At 62.6% G+C, this 24,909-nt stretch carries 24 protein-coding genes; 16 read left to right on the forward strand and 8 right to left on the reverse strand.

Annotation, left to right across the window (positions count from 1 at the left end; genetic code table 11):
* Positions 1-75 precede the first annotated feature (75 nt).
* The 7 genes from NKJ76_RS25235 to phoB all read left to right on the forward strand — a co-directional run bounded on the left by NKJ76_RS25235 (position 76) and on the right by phoB (position 11,325).
* Positions 76-4,638, forward strand: coding sequence for a PAS domain-containing hybrid sensor histidine kinase/response regulator (locus NKJ76_RS25235; RefSeq protein ID WP_502902342.1), 4,563 nt, complete (start codon positions 76-78; stop codon positions 4,636-4,638).
* 496 nt (positions 4,639-5,134) lie between these two features.
* Positions 5,135-6,163 (forward strand): substrate-binding domain-containing protein, encoded by a 1,029-nt coding sequence (locus tag NKJ76_RS25240; protein WP_352538618.1) that lies wholly within the window; start codon positions 5,135-5,137, stop codon positions 6,161-6,163.
* Between the two features lie 95 nt (positions 6,164-6,258).
* Positions 6,259-7,719 (forward strand): phosphate ABC transporter permease subunit PstC, encoded by a 1,461-nt coding sequence (gene pstC, locus NKJ76_RS25245; protein WP_352538619.1) that lies wholly within the window; start codon positions 6,259-6,261, stop codon positions 7,717-7,719.
* Complete coding sequence (gene pstA / locus NKJ76_RS25250) at positions 7,716-9,032, forward strand: phosphate ABC transporter permease PstA (RefSeq protein ID WP_023683971.1); 1,317 nt, start codon at positions 7,716-7,718, stop codon at positions 9,030-9,032. The genes pstC and pstA overlap by 4 nt, the downstream gene beginning before the upstream one ends.
* A 17-nt stretch (positions 9,033-9,049) precedes the next feature.
* Positions 9,050-9,874: a phosphate ABC transporter ATP-binding protein PstB gene (pstB, locus tag NKJ76_RS25255; RefSeq protein WP_023670110.1), complete on the forward strand. Its 825-nt coding sequence runs from the start codon at positions 9,050-9,052 to the stop codon at positions 9,872-9,874.
* A gap of 40 nt (positions 9,875-9,914) precedes the next feature.
* Positions 9,915-10,619, forward strand: a complete 705-nt coding sequence (gene phoU, locus NKJ76_RS25260) for a phosphate signaling complex protein PhoU (protein WP_352462178.1) — start codon at positions 9,915-9,917, stop codon at positions 10,617-10,619.
* Between the two features lie 16 nt (positions 10,620-10,635).
* Positions 10,636-11,325, forward strand: a complete 690-nt coding sequence (gene phoB / locus NKJ76_RS25265) for a phosphate regulon transcriptional regulator PhoB (RefSeq protein WP_031193203.1) — start codon at positions 10,636-10,638, stop codon at positions 11,323-11,325.
* A 30-nt stretch (positions 11,326-11,355) separates the two neighbouring features.
* Here phoB and NKJ76_RS25270 read toward each other — a convergent pair whose 3' ends face one another.
* Positions 11,356-12,591, reverse strand: a complete 1,236-nt coding sequence (locus tag NKJ76_RS25270; protein ID WP_352538620.1) for an ROK family protein — start codon at positions 12,589-12,591, stop codon at positions 11,356-11,358.
* 265 nt (positions 12,592-12,856) lie between these two features.
* On the opposite strand from NKJ76_RS25270, the gene xylF reads away from it, so the two are divergent.
* The 4 genes from xylF to NKJ76_RS25290 all read left to right on the forward strand — a co-directional run bounded on the left by xylF (position 12,857) and on the right by NKJ76_RS25290 (position 17,969).
* Entirely contained in the window at positions 12,857-13,897 is a 1,041-nt protein-coding gene (gene xylF, locus NKJ76_RS25275) for a D-xylose ABC transporter substrate-binding protein (protein WP_352538621.1), read from the forward strand.
* A gap of 144 nt (positions 13,898-14,041) precedes the next feature.
* Complete coding sequence (locus NKJ76_RS25280; protein WP_352538622.1) at positions 14,042-15,358, forward strand: sugar ABC transporter permease; 1,317 nt, start codon at positions 14,042-14,044, stop codon at positions 15,356-15,358.
* A 12-nt stretch (positions 15,359-15,370) separates the two neighbouring features.
* Positions 15,371-16,168 carry an ATP-binding cassette domain-containing protein gene (locus NKJ76_RS25285; protein WP_023693682.1) on the forward strand — a complete coding sequence of 266 codons (798 nt, stop codon included), beginning with the start codon at positions 15,371-15,373 and terminating at the stop codon, positions 16,166-16,168.
* Positions 16,169-16,322: 154 nt separating this feature from the next.
* On the forward strand, positions 16,323-17,969 hold the full coding sequence (locus tag NKJ76_RS25290) for a CHASE domain-containing protein (protein WP_352538623.1): 1,647 nt from the start codon (positions 16,323-16,325) through the stop codon (positions 17,967-17,969).
* Between the two features lie 39 nt (positions 17,970-18,008).
* On the opposite strand, the gene NKJ76_RS25295 is transcribed toward NKJ76_RS25290, so the two are convergent.
* From NKJ76_RS25295 to NKJ76_RS25320, 6 genes are all read right to left on the reverse strand, one after another.
* Positions 18,009-18,251, reverse strand: coding sequence for a YMGG-like glycine zipper-containing protein (locus tag NKJ76_RS25295; protein ID WP_023670102.1), 243 nt, complete (start codon positions 18,249-18,251; stop codon positions 18,009-18,011).
* 83 nt (positions 18,252-18,334) lie between these two features.
* The gene (locus NKJ76_RS25300; protein WP_352538624.1) at positions 18,335-18,661 is read right to left on the reverse strand and encodes a hypothetical protein; all 327 of its coding nucleotides are present in this window, start codon (positions 18,659-18,661) and stop codon (positions 18,335-18,337) included.
* A 142-nt stretch (positions 18,662-18,803) separates the two neighbouring features.
* The gene (locus NKJ76_RS25305) at positions 18,804-18,980 is read right to left on the reverse strand and encodes a hypothetical protein (RefSeq protein ID WP_352538625.1); all 177 of its coding nucleotides are present in this window, start codon (positions 18,978-18,980) and stop codon (positions 18,804-18,806) included.
* Positions 18,981-19,109: 129 nt separating this feature from the next.
* Positions 19,110-20,144 carry a sensor histidine kinase gene (locus NKJ76_RS25310; RefSeq protein ID WP_352538626.1) on the reverse strand — a complete coding sequence of 345 codons (1,035 nt, stop codon included), beginning with the start codon at positions 20,142-20,144 and terminating at the stop codon, positions 19,110-19,112.
* Between the two features lie 160 nt (positions 20,145-20,304).
* Positions 20,305-20,472 carry a DUF1328 domain-containing protein gene (locus NKJ76_RS25315; protein WP_023670098.1) on the reverse strand — a complete coding sequence of 56 codons (168 nt, stop codon included), beginning with the start codon at positions 20,470-20,472 and terminating at the stop codon, positions 20,305-20,307.
* Positions 20,473-20,692: 220 nt separating this feature from the next.
* Positions 20,693-21,487 carry a response regulator gene (locus tag NKJ76_RS25320; protein WP_023670097.1) on the reverse strand — a complete coding sequence of 265 codons (795 nt, stop codon included), beginning with the start codon at positions 21,485-21,487 and terminating at the stop codon, positions 20,693-20,695.
* Positions 21,488-21,699: 212 nt separating this feature from the next.
* Here NKJ76_RS25320 and NKJ76_RS25325 point away from each other — a divergent pair, with 212 nt between their 5' ends.
* Both NKJ76_RS25325 and NKJ76_RS25330 read left to right on the forward strand, forming a co-directional pair.
* A complete protein-coding gene (locus NKJ76_RS25325) occupies positions 21,700-21,903 on the forward strand; it encodes a NepR family anti-sigma factor (RefSeq protein WP_023670096.1) in 204 nt (67 codons plus the stop codon).
* 3 nt (positions 21,904-21,906) lie between these two features.
* Positions 21,907-22,458: a sigma-70 family RNA polymerase sigma factor gene (locus NKJ76_RS25330; RefSeq protein WP_023670095.1), complete on the forward strand. Its 552-nt coding sequence runs from the start codon at positions 21,907-21,909 to the stop codon at positions 22,456-22,458.
* Positions 22,459-22,514: 56 nt separating this feature from the next.
* Here the strand turns inward: NKJ76_RS25330 and NKJ76_RS25335 are convergent, their stop codons facing one another.
* Complete coding sequence (locus NKJ76_RS25335) at positions 22,515-22,892, reverse strand: response regulator (protein WP_023806536.1); 378 nt, start codon at positions 22,890-22,892, stop codon at positions 22,515-22,517.
* A 278-nt stretch (positions 22,893-23,170) separates the two neighbouring features.
* Between NKJ76_RS25335 and NKJ76_RS25340 the strand changes: the two genes are divergently transcribed.
* The 3 genes from NKJ76_RS25340 (at position 23,171) to NKJ76_RS25350 (ending at position 24,856) form a co-directional block, all read left to right on the forward strand.
* Positions 23,171-23,932 (forward strand): Crp/Fnr family transcriptional regulator, encoded by a 762-nt coding sequence (locus NKJ76_RS25340; protein ID WP_023670093.1) that lies wholly within the window; start codon positions 23,171-23,173, stop codon positions 23,930-23,932.
* Between the two features lie 124 nt (positions 23,933-24,056).
* A complete protein-coding gene (locus NKJ76_RS25345) occupies positions 24,057-24,383 on the forward strand; it encodes an ElaB/YgaM/YqjD family protein (RefSeq protein ID WP_023670092.1) in 327 nt (108 codons plus the stop codon).
* Positions 24,384-24,394: 11 nt separating this feature from the next.
* On the forward strand, positions 24,395-24,856 hold the full coding sequence (locus tag NKJ76_RS25350; RefSeq protein ID WP_023683962.1) for a hypothetical protein: 462 nt from the start codon (positions 24,395-24,397) through the stop codon (positions 24,854-24,856).
* Positions 24,857-24,909 lie beyond the last annotated feature (53 nt).

Raw genomic sequence — 24,909 nt, forward strand, 5'->3', positions numbered from 1 at the left:
ATTAATGCTTCTCGGGCACATTCCGCCGGCGAACCGCTGAGGGGGTTCGGCCTTGGCTTTCGGGGTGGGAACGGGATGGCTGACGGGACTGTTGGAACACGCGGCGGACGCGGTTCCCGAAAAGGGGTGGTGAACGGCGAGGATACGTCCGTCGGGGGTTCGCCCGAAGCGCTGCGCGAACTGGTCGAGGCCGGCGCCGACTGGGTCTGGGAGACCGACGCCGAGCTGCGCTTTTCCTGGCTTTCGGAGAACTACCAGGCCGCCACCGGCATCGATCCCGCCAGCATACTTGGCCGTTTCCGCTTCGATTTCCTCAAGCAGATGGTGCACGGCAATCGACACGCCGCCGCGCATCTGGAGGATCTGCAGGCGCATCGGCCGTTTCGCGACTTTGTTTATGAGTTGAAGGGCGGCCGTCCCGGCTGCCGCTGGGTTTCGATCACCGGTTCCCCGCGGTTCGACGGCGAAGGCGAATTCATCGGCTATCGCGGCATCGGCCGCAACGTCACGGCACTGGCCGGTGCGCTGGACGAACTGCGGGAGGAGGAGAGCGATCCGCCGGCCGGCGAGGCCACGCAGCACCTCGCCGATCTCGAGCGGACGATGGATGCCATGCATATGGGCGTCGTGGTGCTTGACGCGAAGTTCGATACGCTCATCGTCAACAAGGCCTATCGCGAGCTCTCCAGGATTCCCGACGGCGCCGTCACGGTCGGCGCGCCGTTCAGCCTGTTGATGGAACTCAACCGCCGCAACGGCATCTACGGCGATCTCGATGAACAGCAGTGGCAGCACTACCTCGCCACCCGCATCGAGGAGATCAGCGCCGGCTCGGTTGCGCCACGCGAATTTCTCCATGCCAACGGCAGGACGATGATGTTCTCGGTGACGGCATTGTCCGGCGGCAAGCGGCTGTTGACCTACTACGACGTCTCCGAGCTCAAGCGTCGCGACGCAGAGATCGAGAGTGCCAACGCCAAAATCACGGAGACCTTCGCCAATCTTCGCACGATGGTCAACCAGATGCCGATCGGCGTGCTTGTCCTCGATGCGGACATGCGCGCGGAGGTGATCAACCGCGCCTTCTATGATTTCTGGGAAATCGATCCCCGACGCGCCGGCATCGGCTGCGGCTTCCGCGAACTGATGCAGGCCAGCCGCGATATGGACCCGTACGGTGCTGACGATGCGGAATGGCAGGACCACATCGCCGAGCGCGAAGCAGAAATCTCGGCCGGCCTGGTGGGCTCCAGGCAATTGCCACGCAATGACGGCCGTACGCTGATTGCCTCGCTGGCGCCGCTCGCCGGCGGCAAAAGGCTGATCTCCTATGTCGACGTCACCAACATGAAGGATCGCGAGGCTGAACTCGCCCAAGCACTGGAGAAATCGCGGCTGGCCGAGGCGGTGATCAACGGCGTCAAGGACCCGATCTTCGTCAAGGACGACAATCTGCGTTTCGTCTTCGTCAATGAGGCATTTTCGGCACTGTTCGGACAGAGCCCGCAAGCGATGCTTGGCAGACCCGGCGGCGACTTCCTCAAGCAAAAGGACGCCGCGCAATTCGAAGACAGCGAACGCGCCGTGCTGGCGACCGGCACGCCCTACGAGGTCGAGGAGACTTTCGACGCCGAGGGCGCCAAGCGCTCGCGCATCGTGCGCAAGAACCGCGTCGGCATGCCCAGCGGCCGCAACTATGTCGCCGGTTTCCTGTTCGACATTTCCGACATGAAGCGCCGCGAGACCGAGGCCGAGGACGCCCGCAAGAATCTCGCCACGGTGCTGGAGTCGCTGCCGGCGGCCGTCATCATCTATGACCGCGACGACAAGTTCGTCTTTGCAAACCGCAAGCTGCAAGACACGCTGCCGGCGCTGAAACCGGCATGGCAGCCTCGCCGCAGCTTCCGCGAGGCGTTGGAACTTGGACATTCCGTGGGATATTTCCGCTTCAGTGGCGATCCGGAGACCGACAAGCTCTATGACGGCGATCGAGACATCTGGCTGGATGCCATTCTCGCCCGCTACCGCCTGCCGAACTCCTCCTACGAACGGTGCAATCCCGACGGCCGCTGGTATCAGGTCTACGATATGCGCACCGAGGACGGCACCTTCATCGGCGTGCGCGTCGACATCTCGGAGATCAAGAGCCGCGAAAAGGCGCTGCAGGAAAGCATGCGCCAGATCGACCTGTTCCGCCACGTCATGGACGAACTGCCGGTCGCCGCCTTCATCAAGGCGCAGGATCTGAGCATGGAATTCGTCAACAAGGCCTGGTGCGCGCTGACCGGCATCCCCAAGGAGGAGGTCATCGGCCGAACCGATCTCCAGCTTTTCGGCATAGACGACGCCGAAACCTACACCCATGACGACACCCAGGTCGTCGTCACCGGCCGCGGCCGCGAGATCGAGGAGCCCGTTACCCATCGCGACGGCACGGTGCGGCAATTGATGACGCGCAAGAGCCGGCTGGTGGCGCTCGATGGGTCGGTGCACCTGGTCGGGTCCAGCACCGACATCACCGACGTCAAGGCGCGCGAGCAGGCGTTGGAAGAGAGCATGCGCGAGAACGAGGTGTTCCGCAATCTCATCGACAACGTGCCGGTGTCGATCTACGCCAAGCGCTCCGACCTCAGGCAGTTCTACGTCAACAAGGGCTGGTGCGACCTCACCGGCCTCCGCAGGGAAGACGCGATCGGCAAGACGGACATCGAGATTTTCGGCGAGGACGGCGAAGCCTTCGTCAACAGCGATCTCGCCGTGCTGCGCACAGGCGATACACAGGAGATCGAGGAAACGGTGACGCTTGCCGACGGCAGCGTGCGCCACCAGTTCGCCCGCAAGGGCGCGATGATCGCGTCCGACGGTTCGCTCTATCTGATTGGGTCGACCACCGACATCACCGAACTGAAGCTGCGCGAGGCCGAACTGCGCGAGGCGCGCCAGCGCGCCGTACTGGCCGACCGCGCCAAGTCGGAATTCCTGGCCAATATGAGCCACGAGATCCGCACGCCGATGAACGGCGTACTCGGCATGGCCGAGTTGCTGGCCAAATCCGACCTCGATCCCAAGCAGAAGACGTTCACCGATATCATCGTCAAGTCGGGTAACGCGCTCTTGACCATCATCAACGACATACTGGACTTCTCCAAGATCGATGCCGGACAGCTGGTGCTCGACCCTGCGCCCTTCAACCTGCCCGAAGCGATCGAGGATGTGGCGACGCTGATATCGACGCGCGCCAAGGAGAAGGACCTCGAGCTCATCGTGCGCGTCGAGCCGGGCCTGGAAAGCCTGTTCGTCGGCGATGTCGGTCGCATCAGGCAGATCGTCACCAATCTGGTCGGCAACGCGGTGAAGTTTACCGACGAAGGCCACGTGCTGGTCGACGTGACCGGACAAAGGGGGCCGACGGGGACAAAGCTTACCGTTTCGGTCACCGACACCGGCATAGGCATTCCACACGAGAAACTGAAGCTCGTCTTCGAAAAATTCAGTCAGGCCGACACCTCGTCGACGAGACGCCACGAAGGCACAGGGCTCGGGCTCGCCATCACCTCGCGGCTGGTCGAGTTGATGGGCGGCGAGATCGGTGTCGAGAGCGCCGAAGGCAAGGGCTCGACCTTCTGGTTCACCGTGACATTGCCCAGGGCCGAGGAACAGACCGGACGGCGGATCTTGCCGGTCGACGTGACCGGCTCACGGGTGCTGATCGTCGACGACAATGCCGTCAACCGATCGATCCTGAGCGAGCAGATGGCGTCATGGACCTTCGATTCCTGCGCCGCCGAAAGCGGACCCGAAGGGCTCAAGGTGCTGGTCGCCGCGGCTGTCTATGGCGTGCCGGTCGATTGCGTCGTGCTCGATTATCAGATGCCGGGGATGAGCGGCGCCGAAATGGCGCGCGTCGTGCGCAACACCGCAGGGCTGGCCGACACGCCGATCATCATGCTGACTTCGGTCGACCAGTCGCTCGCCAACACCAGCTATCGCGATCTCGGCATCGACGCCCAGCTGATCAAGCCGGCGCGTTCCTCGGTGCTTCTGGAAACGCTGGTCGCCACCATCCAGCGGCACCATCACAACATCACGGGCGGCCGTGTGCTGCCGGCGGCAAGCAGCGGTTCCGGTGGCGGCAGGAACGAACCGTCGCCGGCAAAGCCGCCGCTCGCTGCCTCGGAACGCGCCCTGCTGCAACCGCCGCCGGTTCGTGCCCGCGCCCGGGCCGCCGGGGATGAACGCCGGCTCGACATCCTCGTTGCGGAGGACAATGAAGTGAACCAGATGGTGTTCACCCAGATAATCGGCGAAACCGGCTACAGTTTCGAAATCGTCGGCAACGGCCGCAAGGCGCTTGATGCCTTCGGCCGGCTTAATCCGCGCATGATCCTGATGGACGTCTCGATGCCGGAGATGAACGGGCTCGAGGCCACCGCCGCAATTCGCCGGCTTGAAGAACATACGGGTATGCATATCCCGATCGTCGGCGTCACCGCGCATGCCTTGAAGGGCGACCGCGAGCGCTGCCTGGAAGCCGGGATGGATGACTATTTGCCCAAGCCGATCAGCCCCAGGGCGCTGCTCGAAAAGGTCGAGCGCTGGGTCGGCATATCAGGCGAAGCCCAACGAGACGCTGGATAGCAACCTGCGGCGCCGGCCGGGATTCGGCCGCGCCGCAACAGCCAAGGCTATGGTGCGATCGCACCATATCAAAGCTGGCGCCCAGTCAGGACAATGGTCGCGACGAAACCGCTCATTCAGTTACGGGCGGGAGCAAGCGACCGCCGACAAGAAACAGCGTCGAATCTACCCCAACGGACCTGTTTTTGGCGATGGCTCGGCCAAGATTCGCTCTGGCCACGGGCAACGCGCTCCCGTCCGGTTTTTCTTTCTCGGCATCGCGGCCTGCGGTGTGCCGGGACTTGATGCCAGCACGAATCGCGCAAGCGTCTGATTCCAGCGGCACTTCCATCCCCACAAACCGGCTTAAAGGCTGCGGCTCACGAGGCGTCTGTGCGACGTTACCGGGCTGACACGAAACTGTCATGCGACTGTAATAATCGAAGGCTATTGGCCTCAGCGGGCGCCGGTTTGAAGAGGGCGCCAAGAGACCATCTTCCGAACAGGAGCAGGCCACATGAAGAAATTCCTCGTTACGGCATCGGCCGTGGCGGTAGCGTTCGCCGCATCGTCCGGTGTCGCCGCTGCGCGTGACCAGATCCAGGTCGCCGGTTCGTCGACCGTGCTGCCTTACGCCAAGATCGTCGCCGAGCAGTTCGGCGAAACCTTCACCAACTTCAAGACCCCGGTGGTCGAGTCCGGCGGCAGCGGCGCCGGCATCAAGGAGTTCTGCAAGGGCGTCGGCGAAGACACGATCGACATCGCCAACTCCTCGCGCCCGATCAAGAAGGACGAGCTGAAGTCCTGCGCCGACGCCGGCGTCAAGGACGTCCAGGAAGTCCGCATCGGCTATGACGGCATCGTCTTTGCCTCCGACATCAAGGGTCCGGACTGGGCGCTGGTTCCCGCCGACATCTACAAGGCGCTCGCCGCCAAGCTGGTGGTCGACGGCAAGCTGGTCGACAACCCGAACACCAAGTGGAACCAGGTCAATCCGAAGCTGCCCGACTGGGATATCGCCGCCTATATCCCGGGTGAGAAGCACGGCACCCGTGAAGTGTTCGAGACCAAGCTGCTCGACGCCGGCTGCGACAAGGCCGCTTTGAAGGCTGCCGGCATCGCCGACGACAAGGAAATCGGCAAGACCTGCATCGCCATCCGCAAAGACGGCAAGGCTGTCGACATTGACGGCGACTACACCGAGACGCTGGCCCGCATCGACTCCAACAAGAGCGGCGTTGGCGTGTTCGGCCTCGCCTTCTACGAGAACAATGCCGACAAGCTGAAGGTCGCTACCGTGGAAGGCATCGTGCCTTCGACGCAGACCATCGCCGATGGCACGTACCCCGTGTCGCGGCCGTTGTTCTTCTACGTCAAGAAGGCGCATCTGGGCGTCGTTCCCGGCCTCAAGGAATATGTCGAGTTCTTCCTTGATGACCAGATGATCGGCCCGGAAAGCCCGCTCGCCCAGTACGGCCTGGTTTCCGCTCCCGACGCCGAACGTCAGGGCCAGCGCGACGCCTTCGCCGCTGGAAAGACAATGTAATCAACGGACGGATCAGGGCGCGGATGAACTCCGCGCCCTGACTTCGCCGCTTGCCGAAACGGCTGCGGCGATCTGAATTTTCCCTGGGGTGGGTTATGTCGTCCTTGCTCGTACTCGCCATAGTCATCGCCATAGGCGTGGTCGCTTTTGTGGTCGGCCGCCAGCGCGCCGCGGCGCAGGATACCGGCAAGGTCAAGCCGCATTCGCGCGCGCATTATCATGGCTGGTGGGCCTTTCTGCTCGCGGTCCTGCCTGCCGTCCTTTTGCTCGCCGTCTGGGATATCGGCTCTTCCTTCTATCTCGACCGGCATATCCATGCCGCTTTGCCCGAGCGCACCGCCGACACAAAGGTGGCCAGCGAAGCGCTCGACGCCAGCCTGGTGAAGAGCCTGGCCAAGGGCCTGCGCCGGCTCGATGGCGATACCGCACTTCCCGCTACTTTCGCCGAATTGCAGCCGCTGCTCGCCGCCAAGGGCGTGGCACTGGCCAGTGACACCCAGGACTATATGATCCCGATCGCGGTCGAGGCGAACCAGGTCCAGGACCGGCTCGGCCTGTTCAGCGCCGTGCTGACCTTCGCGCTGTCGGTCGCCGGCGCCTTCTATGCGCTGAGGCAGATCGCGCCGCGCGCCAGGGCGCGCAACAACGTCGAGAAGCTGATGCTGTGGGGGCTGCTTGCGGCCTCGACCATCGCCATCCTGACCACGGTCGGCATCGTGCTGTCGATGCTGTTCCAGACCATCACCTTCTTCGAGAGCGTGTCGCCGATGAGCTTCTTCTTCGGCACGGTGTGGGATCCGCGTTTCGCCGCCGCCGGTTCCGGCGGCAGCCGGGGTCAGTTCGGCCTGATCCCGCTTCTTGCCGGCACGCTCTACATCGCCGCCGTCGCCCTTCTGGTGGCAGTGCCGGTCGGGCTGATGTCGGCGGTCTACATGTCCGAATATGCCTCGCGCGGTGTGCGCTCGGTGGTCAAGCCGGCGTTGGAACTGCTGGCCGGCATTCCGACCATCGTCTACGGCATCTTCGCCGTTGTCACGCTCGGACCGTTCTTGCGCGACCTGTCGGCGGCACTCACCGGCGGCTCGCCCTTCATCCAGGGCCAGAGCATCTTCACCGCCGGTCTGGTGATGGGCGTCATGCTGATCCCGGTCGTGTCCTCTTTGTCCGACGACATCATCACCGCGGTGCCGCGCGCAATGCGTGACGGCTCGCTCGGCCTCGGTGCCACGCGCTCCGAGACGATCAAGCGGGTGATCCTGCCGGCGGCACTGCCCGGCATCGTCGGCGCCATCCTGTTGACGGCGTCGCGCGCCATCGGCGAGACGATGATCGTCGTGCTGGCGGCGGGCGTCGCCGCCAATCTGACGGCCAATCCGTTCGAGGCGATGACGACCATCACCGTCAAGATTGTCAACCAGCTGACCGGCGATCTCGAGTTCAACTCGCCGCAGACGCTGGTCGCCTTCGCGCTCGGCCTGACGCTGTTCGCGCTGACGCTGGTGATGAACATCGTCGCCCTCTACATCGTGCGCAAGTACCGGGAGCAGTACGAATGACCGACATCCCCCTGGACACGATGGCGGGTGCCGTCGCGCGTCCGCGCCGCGACATCGGGCTGAAGGCGCGCTATGCCGCCGAACGCCGGTTCCGCATCTATGGCGTGATTGCGATCTCGGTGGGCCTGGCGTTCCTGGCCATCATGCTGATCACCATCGTCTCGAAAGGCTACACCGCCTTCTGGCAGACGACGGTGACGCTGCCGGTCACCTTCGACGAGAAGGTGATCGATCCCTCCGGCAAGCGCGCCACCGACCCTACCGTGCTGATCAAGGCGAACTATCCCAAGCTCGCCGAAAACGCGCTGGTGGCCAAGCTCGGCATCGATCCGGCCAACAAGCCGATGATGCTGAAGCTCAAGGGCTTCCTGTCGGAAGGCGCCCGCGTCCAGCTGCGCGACATCGTCTCCGCCGATCCGTCGGTGATCGGCAGGACGCGTGACGTCGACATCCTGGCTGCCGCGAACCTCGACTCGGCCTTCAAGGGTCAGATCGACCTCGGCGTCGATGAAGCGCGCCGCAAGGTGTCCAACCAGCAGATCGACTGGATGAACAAGCTTAAAGCCGACGGCGTGATGGCCGAGCATTTCAACACCGGCCTGTTCACCTATGGCGCCTCCAGCCGGCCCGAAACGTCGGGCATGGGCGTGGCGATCATCGGCTCGTTCTACATGATGGTGATCGTGCTGTTGCTGGCGCTGCCGATCGGCGTCGCCGCCTCGATCTATCTCGAGGAATTCGCCAAGAAGAACCGCTTTACGGACCTGATCGAAGTCAACATCAACAATCTCGCGGCGGTGCCGTCGATCGTCTTCGGTCTGCTTGGCCTTGCCGTGTTCATCAACTTCCTCGGCATGCCGCGCTCGGCTTCCTTCGTCGGCGGCCTGGTGCTGACGCTGATGACGCTGCCGACCATCATCATCGCCACGCGCGCCGCCCTCGCCGCGGTGCCGCCGTCGATCCGCTCGGCGGCCCTAGGTCTCGGCGCCTCCAAGATGCAGATGGTGTTCCATCACATCCTGCCGCTTGCCGCCCCAGGCATCCTTACCGGCACCATCATCGGCCTGGCGCGTGCGCTCGGCGAGACAGCACCGCTGCTCTTGATCGGCATGGTCGCTTTCGTCGCCGATTATCCGACGACGCCTTTCGATCCGGCGACCGCGCTGCCGGTTCAGATCTATATGTGGGCAAACGAGGCTGAGCGCGCTTTTGTCGAGCGCATGTCCGGCGCCATCATCATCCTGCTCGTCTTCCTCATGGCCATGAACATCACCGCGATCGTGCTCCGGCGCCGGTTCGAGCGGCGCTGGTAGAAAAAAGGCAATTTGGTATGAACATCATGACCGAACAGTCCCTTGAGAATGCAGTGGGCGACAAAATGAACGCCAAGTCGAACGAAGTCATCAAGATGCGCGGCGACAAGGTCGGCGTGTTCTATGGCGAGAAGCAGGCGTTGTTCGACGTCAATCTCGACGTCCGCCAGAACCAGGTGACGGCGCTGATCGGCCCGTCCGGCTGCGGCAAGTCGACCTTCCTGCGCTGCCTCAACCGCATGAACGACACCATCGATTCGGCGCGGGTGACCGGCAAGATCACGCTCGATGAAGACGACATCTACGACAAGAACATCGATGTCGTCGAACTGCGCGCACGCGTCGGCATGGTGTTCCAGAAACCCAACCCGTTCCCGAAGTCCATCTACGAGAACGTCGCCTACGGCCCGCGCATCCATGGGCTGGCTAAGCGCAAGTCCGACATGGACCAGATCGTCGAGCAGAGCCTGAAGAAGGCTGCGATCTGGAACGAGGTCAAGGACCGCCTGCAGGAGCCCGGCACCGGCCTGTCCGGCGGCCAGCAGCAGCGCCTGTGCATCGCGCGCGCCATCGCCGTGTCGCCGGAAGTGATCCTGATGGATGAGCCCTGCTCGGCGCTTGATCCGATCGCCACCGCCCGTGTCGAGGAGCTGATAGACGAGCTGCGCCAGAACTACACGATCGTCATCGTCACCCACTCGATGCAGCAGGCGGCGCGCGTGTCGCAGCGCACGGCGATGTTCCATCTCGGCTATCTCGTCGAGGAGGGCGCAACCGACAAGATGTTCACCAACCCCGACGACAAGCGCACCCAGGATTACATTACCGGCCGCTTCGGCTGAACCTTCCGGCGGGTGAATTTCAGGCACGAGGACCAAGATCATGGGTGAACATACCGTCGCCTCCTTCGATGAAGAGCTCGGGCAGATCAGCAAGCTGATCCGCGACATGGGCGATCTGGCAGGCTCGATGGTCAGCGGCTCGACCAGGGCGCTGCTCAATTCGGACAATGCGCTGGCACAGCGTGTCGTTTCCGACGACGCCATCATGGATGCGCGCCAGCGCGAACTGGACGACCGCGCCATCACGCTGATCGCCAAGCGCCAGCCGATGGCCAACGATCTGCGCGCCGTGGTCGGCTCGATCCGCATGGCCGGCGACCTCGAGCGCATCGGCGATCTCGCCAAGAACATCGCCAAGCGCGTCGGCACCGTGGGCCTCAGTGTCACGCCGCGCGACCTGTCGCACTCCATCGACGCCATGGCGCAGCTGGTGCTGATCCAGGTGCAAGGCGTCGTCGAGGAATATGCCGCCACCGATGCGGCAGCGCTTGCAAAACTCAGGAATGACGACGAGCGCATCGACGTCAAATACACGTCCGTGTTTCGTGAGCTCTTGACCTACATGATGGAAGACCCTCGCAACATCACCGCCTGCACGCATCTCTTGTTCTGCGCCAAGAATCTTGAGCGCATCGGCGATCATGTCACCAACATCGCCGAAAATGCGTATTATGTGCTGACCGGCCAGCAACTGCCCGCCAATCGTCCGAAGCAGGACGAGACGGCGATGGCCATGCCGGCCTGATGAGGGTGAACTGCCGATGATCGCGCCACGCATCATGGTCGTGGAGGACGAGGAACCGCTAGGCGTGCTCCTCCGCTACAACCTCGAATCCGAAGGCTATCACGTCGAGGTGGTGACACGCGGCGACGAGGCCGAGATCCGCCTGCAGGAAAACGTGCCCGATCTCCTGGTGCTCGACTGGATGGTGCCCGCTGTTTCCGGCATCGAGCTCTGCCGGCGGCTTAGAGTGCGGCCCGAAACCGAGCGGCTGCCGATCATCATGCTGACCGCGCGCGGTGAGGAAAGCGATCGCGTGCGCGGCCTGTCCACCGGCGCCGACGACTATCTGGTCAAGCCATTCTCGACGCCGGAGTTCATGGCGCGAGTGAAGGCGCTGCTGCGCCGGGCCAAGCCGGAAGTGCTGTCCAGCGTGCTCAAGGTCGGCGACATCGTGCTCGATCGAGAATCGCACCGGGTCTACCGCAAGAAGAGCGAGATCAGGCTCGGACCGACCGAGTTCCGGCTGCTCGAATTCATGATGCGCCATCCCGGCCGCGTGTTCTCGCGCAGCCAACTGCTCGACAATGTCTGGGGCGAGACGATCTATATCGACGAGCGAACCGTCGATGTCCATGTCGGGCGGCTGCGCAAGGCCGTCAACAACGGCCGCATGCCGGATGTCATCCGTACCATTCGCGGCGCCGGCTACGCGATCAGGGAAGATTAGGATGCTGCGCGTCGCGCCGTTGCCGGCCTTTCAGGCGACATGCTTGCCAGATTTGGGCTGAATGCCCGGTGCGAAAATCTCCTGGTCGACGAAGCCGAGTGCGCGCATGGCGCAGCCTTCGCGGATCAGCGGCAGTTCGTTGGGCTCGGTGTCGAAGGAGATCGACTTCGAGTGCTGGCCGCCGGCAGTCTGGGCGATGGCCTCGCGCAATGCCGGCTCGATCAGGTCGAAGGCGGCGGCGCTGACGCCTACCATGGCGACGGGTGCCGGATCGATCAGCGCAAACAGGCTGCCGAGGCCGAAGCCGAGCGCCTCGCCGGCCTTGCGATAGGCTTCGCGCTCCGGGCCGTCGGTTTCGCGGGCGCGCGCGGCGAGTGCGCGCATATCAGCGTCGCCGATATCGACCGGCTCGGCATCCTCGCCCATCATTTTGGCGCTGCGCCAGATGGCGTAGTTTCCGGCATAGGCTTCCACGCAGCCGCGCCGCCCGCAGCGGCAGAGCGCGCCGCCCGGACGGTGGATCATGTGGCCGAACTCGCCGCCCGAGGAATGGGTGCCGGTGAACAGTTCGCCTTTCAGCACCAGGCCCATGCCGATGCCGTGCGATAAGAGGATGGCGATAAAATTGTCGCGGTAGCGCTCGGGCTGGCGCCATTGCAGCGCCACCGCCATCATGTTGCAATCGTTCTCCATGGTGGCAGGAATGCCGAATTCCGCTTCCAACATGTCGGCGAAGGCAATGTCGGTCAGTGGCGTGATCGGCGACCACAGCATGGCGCGCGCCTGCGAATCGGTGATGCCCTGGATGCCCATGGCAATGCGGGCGATGCTCTGGACATCGAGGTCGGGATCCTCAAGCCGCCGCCGGACGATTGCTACGCATTCGCCAATCAGCTCGTCGCGCGGCTTGGTCAGCGTGTCCAGCCGGCGCTGTTCCTCGGCGACGACGTGGCCGGCATAGTCGATGACGGTGACGGACAGGAAATTGAGCGACAGCACGACGGTCATCACCGCCGCCGCTTCCGGGTTGAGACCAAGGCCCACCTGCGGCCGGCCGCGTTTCAGTGCGCCGGTCTCGCCAGGTTTGCCTTCAATCAGGATGCCTTCTTGAATCAGATCAGACGAGATTGCCGATATGGTCGAGTGGCTGAGGCCGGTGGTCGCCGCAATCTCGGTCCGCGACGGCTGGCCGGCCCGGCGCACGGCTGAAATCACCATCGCACGGTTGCGACGGCGCAGATCGTCGTGGCGGATTCCAACCGACATTTGTTTCCTCCCGGCCTCCTCGCGCCTCATGATAGTGAAGGCGTTCGACGGCACCAGCCAAATATTGGCAGACGCCGGCAGCCCTGTCATTGTTTATTGCGGACCTCGAAAAAATTCGGCAAGGCCATCAGAATCCATCAGAATCGATGTTGACAGCGCCTTATCATTGAACCAGTATTTTTTCGAGGCTCGAAAAAATAGGGCCTCTGTGTGCCGGCCCTCGGGCCAGTTTTGTCGCGCCGCACGCGGCGCAGGGAGGATTATGATGGACAGATTTGCAGCCGCCATGCTGGCGGGTGTCGCCATGTCGCTGGCGCTGGTCTCGGTCGCGCAGGCGAAGGACAAGGTCATCGGCGTGTCGTGGTCGAACTTCCAGGAAGAGCGCTGGAAGACCGACGAGGCGGCGATGAAAACGGCGATCGAAGCCGACGGCGACAAGTACATTTCGGCCGACGCGCAGTCCAATCCCGGCAAGCAGCTGACCGACGTCGAAAGCCTGATCTCGCAGGGCGCCAACGCGCTGATCATCCTGGCGCAGGACGCCTCGGCCATCGGCCCGGCGGTGCAGAAGGCGCTGGACGAAGGCATTCCGGTCGTCGGCTATGATCGCCTGATCGAGAACAAGGACGTCTTCTACCTGACCTTCGACAACAAGGAAGTCGGCCGCATGCAGGCCCGCGAAGTGTTCAAGGCGAAGCCCGAAGGCAACTATGTCTTCATCAAGGGCTCGGGCTCGGATCCGAATGCCGATTTCCTGTTCTCGGGCTCGATGGAAGTGCTCAAGGAAGCCATCGACTCGGGCAAGATCAAGAATGTCGGCGAGGCCTATACCGATGGCTGGCTGCCGGCCAACGCCCAGAAGAACATGGAACAGTTCCTGACCGCCAATGACAACAAGGTCGATGCCGTGGTTGCGGCCAATGACGGCACCGCCGGCGGCGTTGTCGCCGCGCTGACGGCGCAGGGCCTTGCCGGAACGGTTCCGGTCTCGGGCCAGGACGGCGACCATGCCGCCCTGAACCGCATCGCGCTCGGCACGCAGACGGTGTCGGTGTGGAAAGACGCGCGCGAACTCGGCAAGAACGCCGCCGAGATCGCCTCGCAGCTTGCCGATGGCAAGAAGACGGGCGACATTGCCGGCGCCAAGGACTTCACCACGCCTGGCGGCAACACCGTCAAGTCGCTGTTCCTGACCCCCGTCGCGATCACCAAGGACAACCTCAACGTCGTCATCGACGCCGGCTGGATCAAGAAGGACGAAGTCTGCACAGGCGTCGCCGCCGGCAGCGTCGCGGCTTGCAACTGATCTCGCCGACTTGAAGAAATGAGGCGCCGCGGCTGTCAAGCCGCGGCGTTTTCTCTACGAGAATTGTGTGTTTCCGCCATCGGCGGCAAACTTCTAGGCTGTGGTCCGGCATCCGCGCCAGACGGCAAGCCGCTGGAGGACATCATGACCGACACGACCTCAAATCCGCAGGCCGATACGGCGCGAGCGTCTGAACTCGGCGCGGTCGCCCGGTTCGTGAAAGCGACCGAGCTCGACACGCGTATGCTCGGCATGGTCGGCGCGCTGCTGGTCATCTGGGTCGGCATACATATCCTGTCGGGTGGGCTTTTCCTGACGCCGCGCAATCTTTGGAACCTGTCGGTGCAGACGTCCTCGGTCGCGATCATGGCGGCCGGTATGGTACTGGTCATCGTCATGCGCAACATCGACCTTTCGGTGGGCTCCGTCGAAGGCGTGATCGGCATGATCATGGGCGTGGCACAGGCCGAATTCCTCATTCGCGTCATCGGCTTCCAGCTTGGAAACCCCTGGCTCTGGATCATCTCGCTTGCCGCCGGCGTGGTGCTTGGTCTGTTGATCGGCGCGTTCCAGGGCTTCATCATCGCCTATATGCAGGTTCCGGCCTTCATCGTGACGCTTGGTGGCCTGCTGGTCTGGCGTGGCATGGCATGGCTCATCACCAGCGGGCGCACGGTCGCGCCACTCGACGCCACCTTCCAGCTGATGGGCGGCGGACCACGCGGCTCGATTGGCGCCGCTGCCAGCTGGATCGTCGGCATCTTCGCCTGCGCGGCGGTCGCCTTCGCGCTGTTCAACGGTCGCTCGCAGCGCAAGCGCTTCAGCTTTCCACTGCGCCCCGTCTGGGCCGAGACCTTGCTTGGCGTGGTCGCTTGCGCGGCCATCCTCGGCGCCGTGTGGATCGCCAATTCCTATCCATGGCCGATCGGCATCGTGCGCCAGTACGCACAGCAGAACGGCATCACCGATCCCGAAGGCGGGCTGTTCATCGCGCATGGCATCGCCATACCGGTGCTGATGGCGGTGATTGTCGGCATCATCATGACGTTCATCACCAAGCGCACGCGTTTCGGCCGCTATGTCTTCGCCATCGGGGGCAATCCGGAGGCAGCGGAACTCGCCGGCATCAACACGCGCTGGGTGACCATGAAGGTGTTCATGATCATGGGTGTGCTGGCTGCAATCAGCGCGGCGATCTCGTCGGCCCGTCTCAATGCGTCAACCAATGCGCTGGGCACACTGGACGAGCTTTTGGTAATCGCGGCCGCTGTCATCGGCGGCACGTCGCTCGCCGGCGGCGCCGGAACGGTGATGGGCGCCATGCTCGGCGCGCTTCTGATGCAGTCGCTGCAATCCGGCATGGTGCTGCTCGGCATCGACTCGCCGCTGCAGAGCATTGTCGTTGGCGCTGTCCTGGTCATCGCCGTCTGGCTCGACACCGTCTACCGCAAGCGCGTCTAGGGAGGAACGATTATGGAAAAAACTGCTCCCACCGGTACGCCACTGATCGACATGCGTAACATCTCGATCGCGTTCGGTGGCATTCGCGCCGTCGACGATGCGTCCATCGATCTTTTCCCGGGCGAAGTGGTGGCGCTGCTTGGCCACAACGGCGCCGGTAAGTCGACGCTGATCAAGATCCTGTCGGGCGCCTACAAGCGCGATGCCGGCCAGATCTTGGTCAACGGCCAGGAGGCCTCGATCTCCAATCCGCGCGACGCCAAGAAATACGGCATCGAAACGATCTACCAGACGCTTGCGCTGGCCGACAATGTCGACGCTGCCGCCAACCTCTTCCTCGGCCGCGAACTGATGACCGCGTGGGGGACACTCGACGATGTCGCCATGGAGGCCGAGGCGCGCAAGGTGATGGGCCGGCTCAATCCGCGCTTCCAGCGCTTCAAGGAGCCCGTGATCAAGCTATCGGGCGGCCAGCGCCAGTCGGTGGCGATCGCACGCGCCATCCTGTTCAACGCCCGCATCCTGATCATGGATGAGCCGACGGCGGCGCTCGGGCCGCAGGAGACGGCGCAGGTCGGCGAACTGGTAAAGCAGCTCAAGGCCGACGGCATCGGCATTTTCCTGATCAGCCACGACATTCACGACGTGTTCGAGCTTGCCGACCGGGTCTGCGTAATGAAGAACGGCCAGGTCGTCGGCACCGCGCGCACCACCGATGTGACTCAGGACGAAGTGCTCGGCATGATCATCCTGGGAAAGTGCCCGCCCGGCGCCATTCCCGGTCCGGGTGCGCTGAAGATCGCGGCCTGACACCACGCTATCGTCAGCTTTCATGTTCACTGATGTTCGATCGATAAGCCGGCTAAATATGGGTGATATGCCAGCTGTCATTATGGCTTGGCCGCGCCATTGTCTTGCCGCGGCGACTTGCCCATAAAGGTTCCGAACCGTCCATGGGCCTGCGTTGAAGAAGTTTTTCCCGATCCTTGCCTTCATTGCCGTTGCACTGATCAGCCTGACGATGGCGGGCTTCGCCTATTTCGCCACCCAGGAAGCGGCGCGCATCAAGTTCGAGGCGACGGCCGACGACGCGCTCAACCGCATCGAAAGCCGTATCGATCTGCATCTGTCACTGCTGCGCTCGACGCAGGCGCTGTTCGACTCCCGCAACGGCGAGATTTCAGGTAGCGAATTCAAGGCCTTCTTCAGCGCCCTCGATGTCGATAACAATTTCGCTGGCCTGCGCGGCATCGGCTATCTCAGGCTGGCCAAGACCGGTGACGAAGCGGCGGTCGAGCGCGACATGTTGCGCGACCGCGGCGCCGCCCACACGGTCTATCCGGACACGACACAGCCGTGGCGCACGCCCGTCGTGCTGTTCGAGCCGCTCGACCCTGCCAACGAATCCACCATCGGCTACGACATGTTCACCGAGCCGGTGCGGCGCGAGGCGATCGAAAAAGCGCTGGCCGATGACGCACAGCACGCAAGCGGTCTGGTCCAGCTCGGCCAGGACACTGGCGCGGCGCAGACCTTTACCGGTTTCCTGGTCTTCGTCAGGCTCAATGTCGAAACCGCGCCGGATGGTATCAATGCGTCCAGATCATCGACATCAGGCCTTCTCTACGCGGCCTTCTGCGCCCGCGACCTGTTCCAGACCGCGCTCAGCCGCACGCCTTTGCTGCCGGTCAACACCGCGGTCTATGACGGCACGGCGGACGCCGACAATCTTCTGTTCCAGTCCGAAACGCCGCCGGTTGCGAGCTTTGGCGACAGGCTGTTGGTGACGCGCAAGATCATCGTCGCCGGTCGGCCGTGGACGGTGCTGTTTCGGCCGACAAGTGCATTTTCGCAACCGTCCTCGCGCGCCATTCCGGTCATGCTCGGGCTGTTCGGCCTGCTTCTGGCCGGCGCCATCGCGTTGGTGGCCCGCTACCAGGAGCGCGCCTACGACGCCAAGTCGCTGCTGCATGAAACGACGGAAAAAAGCCTGCTCGAAAAGGATTTGATGCTGCAGGAGATGAAGCATCGGATCAAGAATTCGATCACGCGGGTGCTGGCGATTGCGCGCCAGACGGCAGCGCAAGCAACCGACGTGAAGGAGTTCTCAACTTCCTTCTCGGCCCGCCTCCAGGCAATGGCGGCTTCCCAGGATATGCTGACGCGTTCGCGCTGGCAGAAGGCCGATCTTGGCGACCTGCTGCGCATCGAGCTCGGCCAGGTGTTCGGCAAGGAGCTTCCGGAAGGGATATTGTCAGGGCCCCAGGTGCTGCTCGACGAGAGGACGACGCAGGCGCTTGGCCTGACCTTTCACGAGCTGGCGACGAATGCGCTGAAATATGGCGAGGCCGGCAATTCCGTGGGTGCGCTGAAGGTCAACTGGTCGTTCGAGGGGCGCGGGTCCGAGCGGATGCTAGTTCTGAACTGGCGGGAAGCCGGGCAGAAGGAACTCGAAGCGCCGGCGAAGACCGGCTTCGGCACCAAGCTGATCGACCTCAATGTCACGCGCGAGTTGCGCGGCACGATTGCCCGAGATTTTCGCGCCGATGGGCTTACGGTGGAAATCAGGATCCCGCAGCCTGATGCAGTCAAACAAACGGAGACCGGCTGACCGGTCTCCGTCGCGATTGTCTGACGCTTTTGAAGCGGATCAGCAGCGAGCGGTGTAGAGCCGGCCGCGATTGTCGCGATACTGGCAATAGCCGTTGCGCAGGTTGCGCACCAGCAGGCCGGAACCGGCGCCAACGGCTGCGCCGATCAGCGCACCCTTGCCGCCGCCGATCAGTCCGCCGGCCAAAGCACCGACACCGGCGCCGACACCGACATCCTGCTCGGTCGTGCTGCAGCCGCTGACGGCGACCACCGCAACCATGGCAATAATCAATTTCCGCATAGAATCTCTCCTCACTTTTGTCCTCACTTTAGTAAGCTCCAGCCGCTATTTAGCACGAAAGAGCAGCCTTTGCCCGCTCGATCTTATTGTTGGCTAAGAGAGTCTTTTTCGCGGCGCGTCGCATTCGACGCGACCACGACATTGGAAATCTGCAAAGACGCGTCGAGCGAGCCGTCCGGGCGCACGTTCCAGACAACCTGGTCGTAATCATCCTCCAGCGCGGGGTCGACCGTAAGACATTTGGCAACGACGTGGTCGGCCTGACCCTGCACGTCGCCGGCAGCGAATGGACGTTCTGCCGTGCATGCTTCGGCGGTTTCGAAAACGCTGACCGGCACCGGCAGTTCACGGCATTCGGTCATGTTGTTCGAACAGCCAATTACCAAAAGCAAAGCGGCGATGTGTTCCACGGCGACACGTCCTCTCGCCATAAGAACGGTCCACAGCCGTCAAAGTTCCTGTGCCGCAAAGGGCGTTAATAATTGGTTGGCTACGAGCTGGACAGCTTCTGAGCCAGGCTGCTTGGGAGCAGCGTGAACCTGAGCATCTGGCTCAGGCCAATTGCGACGCCACGATCAGCATAACAGCGGCGACGAGCGCGACAGCGGCGAAGCGAAGCAAGGGATGCCAGGCGTGCTGCAAAGGCGAGGCTGAAGCATCAGGATCCTGAAAGCCGCTCATCGAGACCCGGGCGGCCTGCTCCAGCCTGTTCATATCGGCAACCGTCATGATCATTCCTCCCATACTTGCGTTGCAGGCCGCGGCCGAAACATCGGTTGAATCGGTCAAGATCCAGCAATCTCTGGGAACCACAGCATCGGATTTTATGGTGAACAGCCGGTTAAGGAATCCCGCCGCTCATTCGGTTTCGAAATTGCCGTGCGGAACGACGAGGCGGTATTCGAGGCGGTCACTGGTGATCTCCAGCGTCGCCGTGCCGTTCAGCGATGCCGGCACGACACGTTCGAGGGCAACGCTGCCGAAGCGTTTCTCGGTGCGTCTGTTATCATTGGCGACAATGGCCTCGACCCAAGTCAGCGACAAAGCCGGCTTGTCGGCGGCCTCTGGGACGTTCGACAGATCGGCGGTTACCTCGACAAAGCCGTCCGGCCGCGCCAAGGCGCCGTAGCTGAATGAATTGACGGCGAGTTCGTGCATTGCCAGTCCAATATGAATGGCCGCGTTGGGATTGAGGTAGGGGTTGACGCCATTGAAGCGCAGGCTCTGCGCGGGATCGGCGCCGTAGCGAACGACCTGGCCGCGGATAAGCTCGCGAAGTGCTGCACCCCGCCAGTTCGACGACGTTACCAGATCCTGGGAGGAAGCCAGTGACTGCAGGCGGCCGCGAAAGCGCTTCAGGAAATCGTCGGGTGTCTCGGAATAGCGGCCGGTCTGGGTGGCAATACTCTGGATGATGGCCAACAGGTTCTTGGAGCGGTGGCTGACTTCGCGCAACAGCGTCTTCAGCGTCTGTTCGCGGCGTTTCTGCTCGGTGGTTTCCACCATCGTGGTGACGACGCCCTGCACGTCGCCGCGATGGCCCCGATCGGCATCGACCCATACCTGGAACCAGCGCATGCCATCACCGGTGGGAACACTCAGTTCAAGGCGTTCCGGATTGCCGGAAGCGATCACATTGCTTTTGGCGGCGGCGATTTGCTCAGCTTGCGCCGGTGGCAACGCGCCGTTGCTGTCGGCTGTGTCGGAAACCCACGGCGCACGCATGTTGCGGGCCCATACAGTCTTCAATTCACGATCCTGATAGAGGACGGAAATGCCGGCATTGTGCAGAGCGTGAAGCAAGGCCCGGCCAAGCTGCATTCCGCTTTCAGCCGGGTGCAGTGCGATCACCTCGTCGCCCTGTCCGCTCTCGCCTCCGCCAATAGAACGCATCAATCACCTGTCCACCTGATCAGGACTGAACGATTCACTTGGACTCAGTTCCTGAGTAGGTCCCCAGAAAAGGTCCGCCGGACGATGTCCCGTTGAAGGACATCGCCCGGCGGTGGCTGGAAACCGTTTGAGGGGTGCGGCTTCCAGTGTTCGCCCGCTCCTACGATGCCCGTCTGAACAGGCCGGCCAGAAGCGAGATGACGAGGAAGGCGAGAAAGATGAAGAACAATATTTGCGCGATACCGGCCGAGGTACCGGCGATGCCGCCGAAACCAAGCGCGCCGGCGATGATCGCCACGACGAGAAATACGAGCGCCCAGTAGAGCATGATCTGTCTCCTTCCGATACTGGATCAAGAACGTGAGTGATTGCTGTTTGTTCCACCATTTGCCGAAAAAGAAGGTCTTTGGAAGAGGCCCGGATGCGAATTGATTCACGCGCGTGCGCCCGATACGGAGCGACGGGCAGCCGCCGATCGCCGGGTTTGGCGATCGGCAGTGCTTGCAACGCTGCGAGGCGGCGAAAAGTTGGAGATTGAAGGCCCTACTTCACGCGGCGGCCTTGGCCTGCCGGTCGAAGAACAGCGCTTGGCTGATCAGCGCCTTGACCATGTCGGGATTGAACGGCTTGGTGACGAGGAAGGCCGGTTCAGGCCGCTCGCCGGTCAGCAGACGTTCGGGGAAGGCGGTGATGAAGATTACCGGCACCGAAGTCGACGACAGGATTTCGTTGACCGCATCGATACCCGAGCTGCCATCGGCAAGCTGAATGTCAGCCAGCACCATCTTCGGCCTTGTCTTGCCGAACATCGCCACCGCCTCGGTATGGGTGCGCGCGGTTCCGACCACGTGGTGGCCGAGGCTCTCGACCATTTCCTCGATGTCCATGGCGATCAGCGGCTCGTCCTCGATGATCAGCACATCGGTCGCCACCTGGCGAGAGATCTCATTGCTCGCCTGGGCAAGCAGTTCGGAGAATTCCTTGGCGTCGACATCGAGAATTTCAGCTGCCTCGTCTTCACCGAAGCCTTCGACCGCGACCAGCAGGAAAGCCTGGCGTGGCCGTGGCGCAATGGCGTTCAGATTGGCGGCGGCGCGCTGCTCCCATGCCGATTGCGCCTGCTCCTGCGGAACGCGGATGGCAATGGAGGTGAACAGTTTGGCGAATACCTTGTAGAGCGCGATGCGGTCGCTTGACGCTTGCGGGAAGATATCGACGTCGGCGATGATGGCTTCGAGCATCGCGGCGACCAGCGCATCGCCACTCTCCTGCGATCCGGATACGGCGCGTGAAAAGCGGCGCAGGAACGGCAGGTGCGGAGCGATGGTTGCGGAAAGGCTCATGGTAGACGTCTCCCTCAGATGACGTGATTGCATAGATTGCAGGTCAAGCTGATTGCAAGCCCCAACACCCAAACGCGGGTTTTGCGAAAAAGTTCCGAGACTTGTGGAACGAAACTGTACGGGCGACGTTTGTGGTGCGATGGGCAACCAGACGAGGGGGCCGCTTTGCGTTGTGTAATGGGGCGGCTCGGGGCGCTGGATTTAAGGGCGAAATGAAGGACATGAATAAAGAAACGCTGGCTGGCGCCGCTGACAGGCGCCGGGCCAATTCCGGCGACCCGCTCGGGGCGAATTCGGAAATCGGCCGCAAACTCAAACAATATTATGACGAGCTGGTCTCGGACAATGTGCCGGATCGCTTTGCCCAGTTGCTCAGCCAACTGGAAAAAGCCGAACCTGCACAGAAGAAGGACTGAGGCATGGCAGCTGTCTCACAAGGGTTCAAGACCGACCTGCTCGGCTCGATCCCGAGCCTGCGGGCCTTTGCCGTGTCGCTGACGCAGAATGCCGACAAGGCCGACGATCTGGTGCAGGAGACGCTGGTCAAGGCTTGGGACAAGCATGAGAGCTTTCAGCCCGGCACCAATCTCAAGGCATGGCTGTTCACCATCCTGCGCAACGAGTTCTATTCCCAGATGCGCAAGCGCGGCCGCGAGGTGCAGGACAGCGACGGCATCATGACGGCCAGGCTTGCCGTTCATCCGGCTCAGCACGGCCAGCTTGACCTCAAGGATTTCCGCGGCGCGCTCGAGCAACTCCCCGAGGACCAGCGCGAAGCCATCATCCTCATCGGCGCTTCAGGCTTTTCCTATGAAGAGGCCGCCGAAATCTGCGGCTGTGCGGTCGGAACGATCAAAAGCCGGGTCAGCCGGGCCCGCACGCGGTTGCAGGAGATCCTCAAAATCTCCGGCGAAGACGAATACGGGCCGGACGCGATCTCGTCCCAGGTGACGGGTTCAAACGCTGCCTGACGGCGGAGGCCCCGTTTGCGGGCCCGGGCTCTCTACACATACGCATCGAAGATATCTCAGACTGGCGCGCGTCCGCAGGCCGCCGCCAGAGCCTCGACGAGATCGGTCCCCGAATAAGGCTTGGTGACCAGGCGGATGCCGGGAAAAGACACTTTGATCTCATCCGGGTCCGAATAGCCGGAGGCAAAGACAAACGGCAGGCCCGATTGGCGCAGCCGCGAGGCGAAATCGAGTGTAGACGTTCCGCCCAGCATGAGGTCCACGATAGCGGCGTCGAACTCGCCAACGACCTTCTGCTCATCGATCTCGGCCAGAGCGCGGGCAATCACTACGTCGCTCGCGCCATGGTCGCGGCAAAGCTGCTCGACATCCATGGCGATCAGGAATTCATCCTCCAAGACAAGAATTCGCAATCCCTCAAGCAATGGCGGCACTTGGCAATCTCTCCTCAATTCTTGCAGCATCGGGTACAGTGACTCCAGTCAACCGCATCGCGGACCTTGGGGGATCGGTCAGGCCTTAATCGAAAAGTTCGCCCACCGGCTCTACTCCACAAGCGAGCTTCGAATTCGCCTCAGTGGAGTGTAGCGAGTCATGATCGCTATTTGCCATCCTGTCATTTAAAAAAGACATGCCATCGGCAGCGGAACCGCGGCCTTGCAAAGGCGTAGCACTCAGTCTCTGGCAAGAGACGTTCGAAAGAGGGATCGAAATGTCTGGCCAGAACGGTCGTTCGTTTTCCAGCCGTCAGTACCCATGCGAGATCTGCCCGCTTCGGCCATTGCCGGTGTTCCGGGAATTCGAGAAGCAGGAGCTTGCCTATGTCAGCATGTTCAAGAAGGGCGAACTGGCCGTCGACAAGGGCGCCACAGTGCTGGTCGAAGGCAGCCAAAGTGCTCATCTCTACACCGTGCTTTCGGGCTGGGCCTTCCGCTACAAACTATTGTCGGACGGCAGGCGCCAGATCCTGAACTACTCCATGCCCGGCGATCTTATCGGGCTGCAGGGCAGCCTGATGGGCGAAATGCAGCACTCGGTCGAGGCGCTGTCGCCCATGCTGTTGTGCGTCTTCGAGCGTGAAAACCTGCACGAGCTCTACCGCAACCATCCGGGCCTTGCTTACGACATTACCTGGCTGGCGTCGCGCGAGGAGCGCATGCTGGACGAGAACCTGCTCAGCGTCGGTCGGCGCACGGCGGTCGAGCGCACCGCCTATCTCATTGCCTTCATCGCCAGCCGCGCGGCGGCAGTCGGGCTCAACGGCAAGGCGCCGGTGCAAATCCCGATTACCCAGCAGCATGTCGCCGATACGCTCGGCCTGTCGCTGGTCCACACCAACAAGACGATCCGCAAGCTCATCGATCGCAAGCTGATCGCCTGGCGCGACGGCGGTTGCGAAGTGATCGACGGGGAGGGGCTGAAGGATCTCGCGCGCTGGGAGGGCCTTAGCGAAGGCCGTCGGCCGCTGATCTGACAGGCAGGCCTCCATCTGGGGCTGGACTCGCACTTGCAAACACCCTTTCATGGTTACGGTCTCCGATTTCGGAACCATGACGTGTGTCGGGCGTTTGAAGCCAAGCAAACGCAAGGAGTTTAGAATGGCAACTGCCGCAGGAAAAACCGCCAACGAAAGTCAGACGAACGCCGACCTGGAAGCCGACATTCGGCAGTTGAAGGCGGATATCGAAAAGTTGACCAAGCAATTGGCCAAGACCGGCGAACATGGTTACGGCACGGCGCGGCGCGCTGCTGCCGAAGGCGTCGACCAGTTGCGCGCGCAGGGCGAAGCCGTCTTCGACAGCCTGCGTGGCAACGCCAAGGATCTTGAGGCCCAGATCACGGCCAATGTGCGCGAGAAGCCGGTCACTTCACTGGCGATCGCGGCCGGCGTCGGCTTCCTGTTTGCGCTTCTTGCCCGGCGCTAGTTTCGACAGAGATGGGCATGCTGGCACCGCTTATCTCGGCCTTGGCCTCGGGTGAAGCCATTGCCGCCATGCGCCGCGCGCGCACGGCGGCAATCGTCTACGGGCTCGCCGCCGTGGCTGCCCTGTGCGGCCTCGGGTTTCTCCTGGGGGCGGCCTACATCTGGGCGGCTGACCGTTATGGCTCGATGGCCGCCTGTCTTGGCTTCGCCGCTGGTTTCCTGGTACTGGCCGGGCTTATCGTGCTCATTCATCAACTTGCGGCTGGAACGCGTGCACGCCGACGTGCGCGAAGGCGCAATGCCGACCTGAAGGCGCTCGGTATCACCGCGGCGCTTGCCGTGCTGCCGGCCTTGCTCAAGGGGAAAGGCGGGAAGGGCGTCATTCTCGGCCCGATGATCGCGCTCGCGGCCTATGCCATCTACCGCGAGAACGTCAAACCGGATCCGGGCGATCCAGACAGCGAAGCCGACTAAAGCGCGTCGCGCTGATACGCTGTTCCCGGAAAACCGCTTAGCACTTCTGAAAT

This window comes from Mesorhizobium sp. M0029 (assembly GCF_040323735.1).
GTDB lineage: Bacteria > Pseudomonadota > Alphaproteobacteria > Rhizobiales > Rhizobiaceae > Mesorhizobium.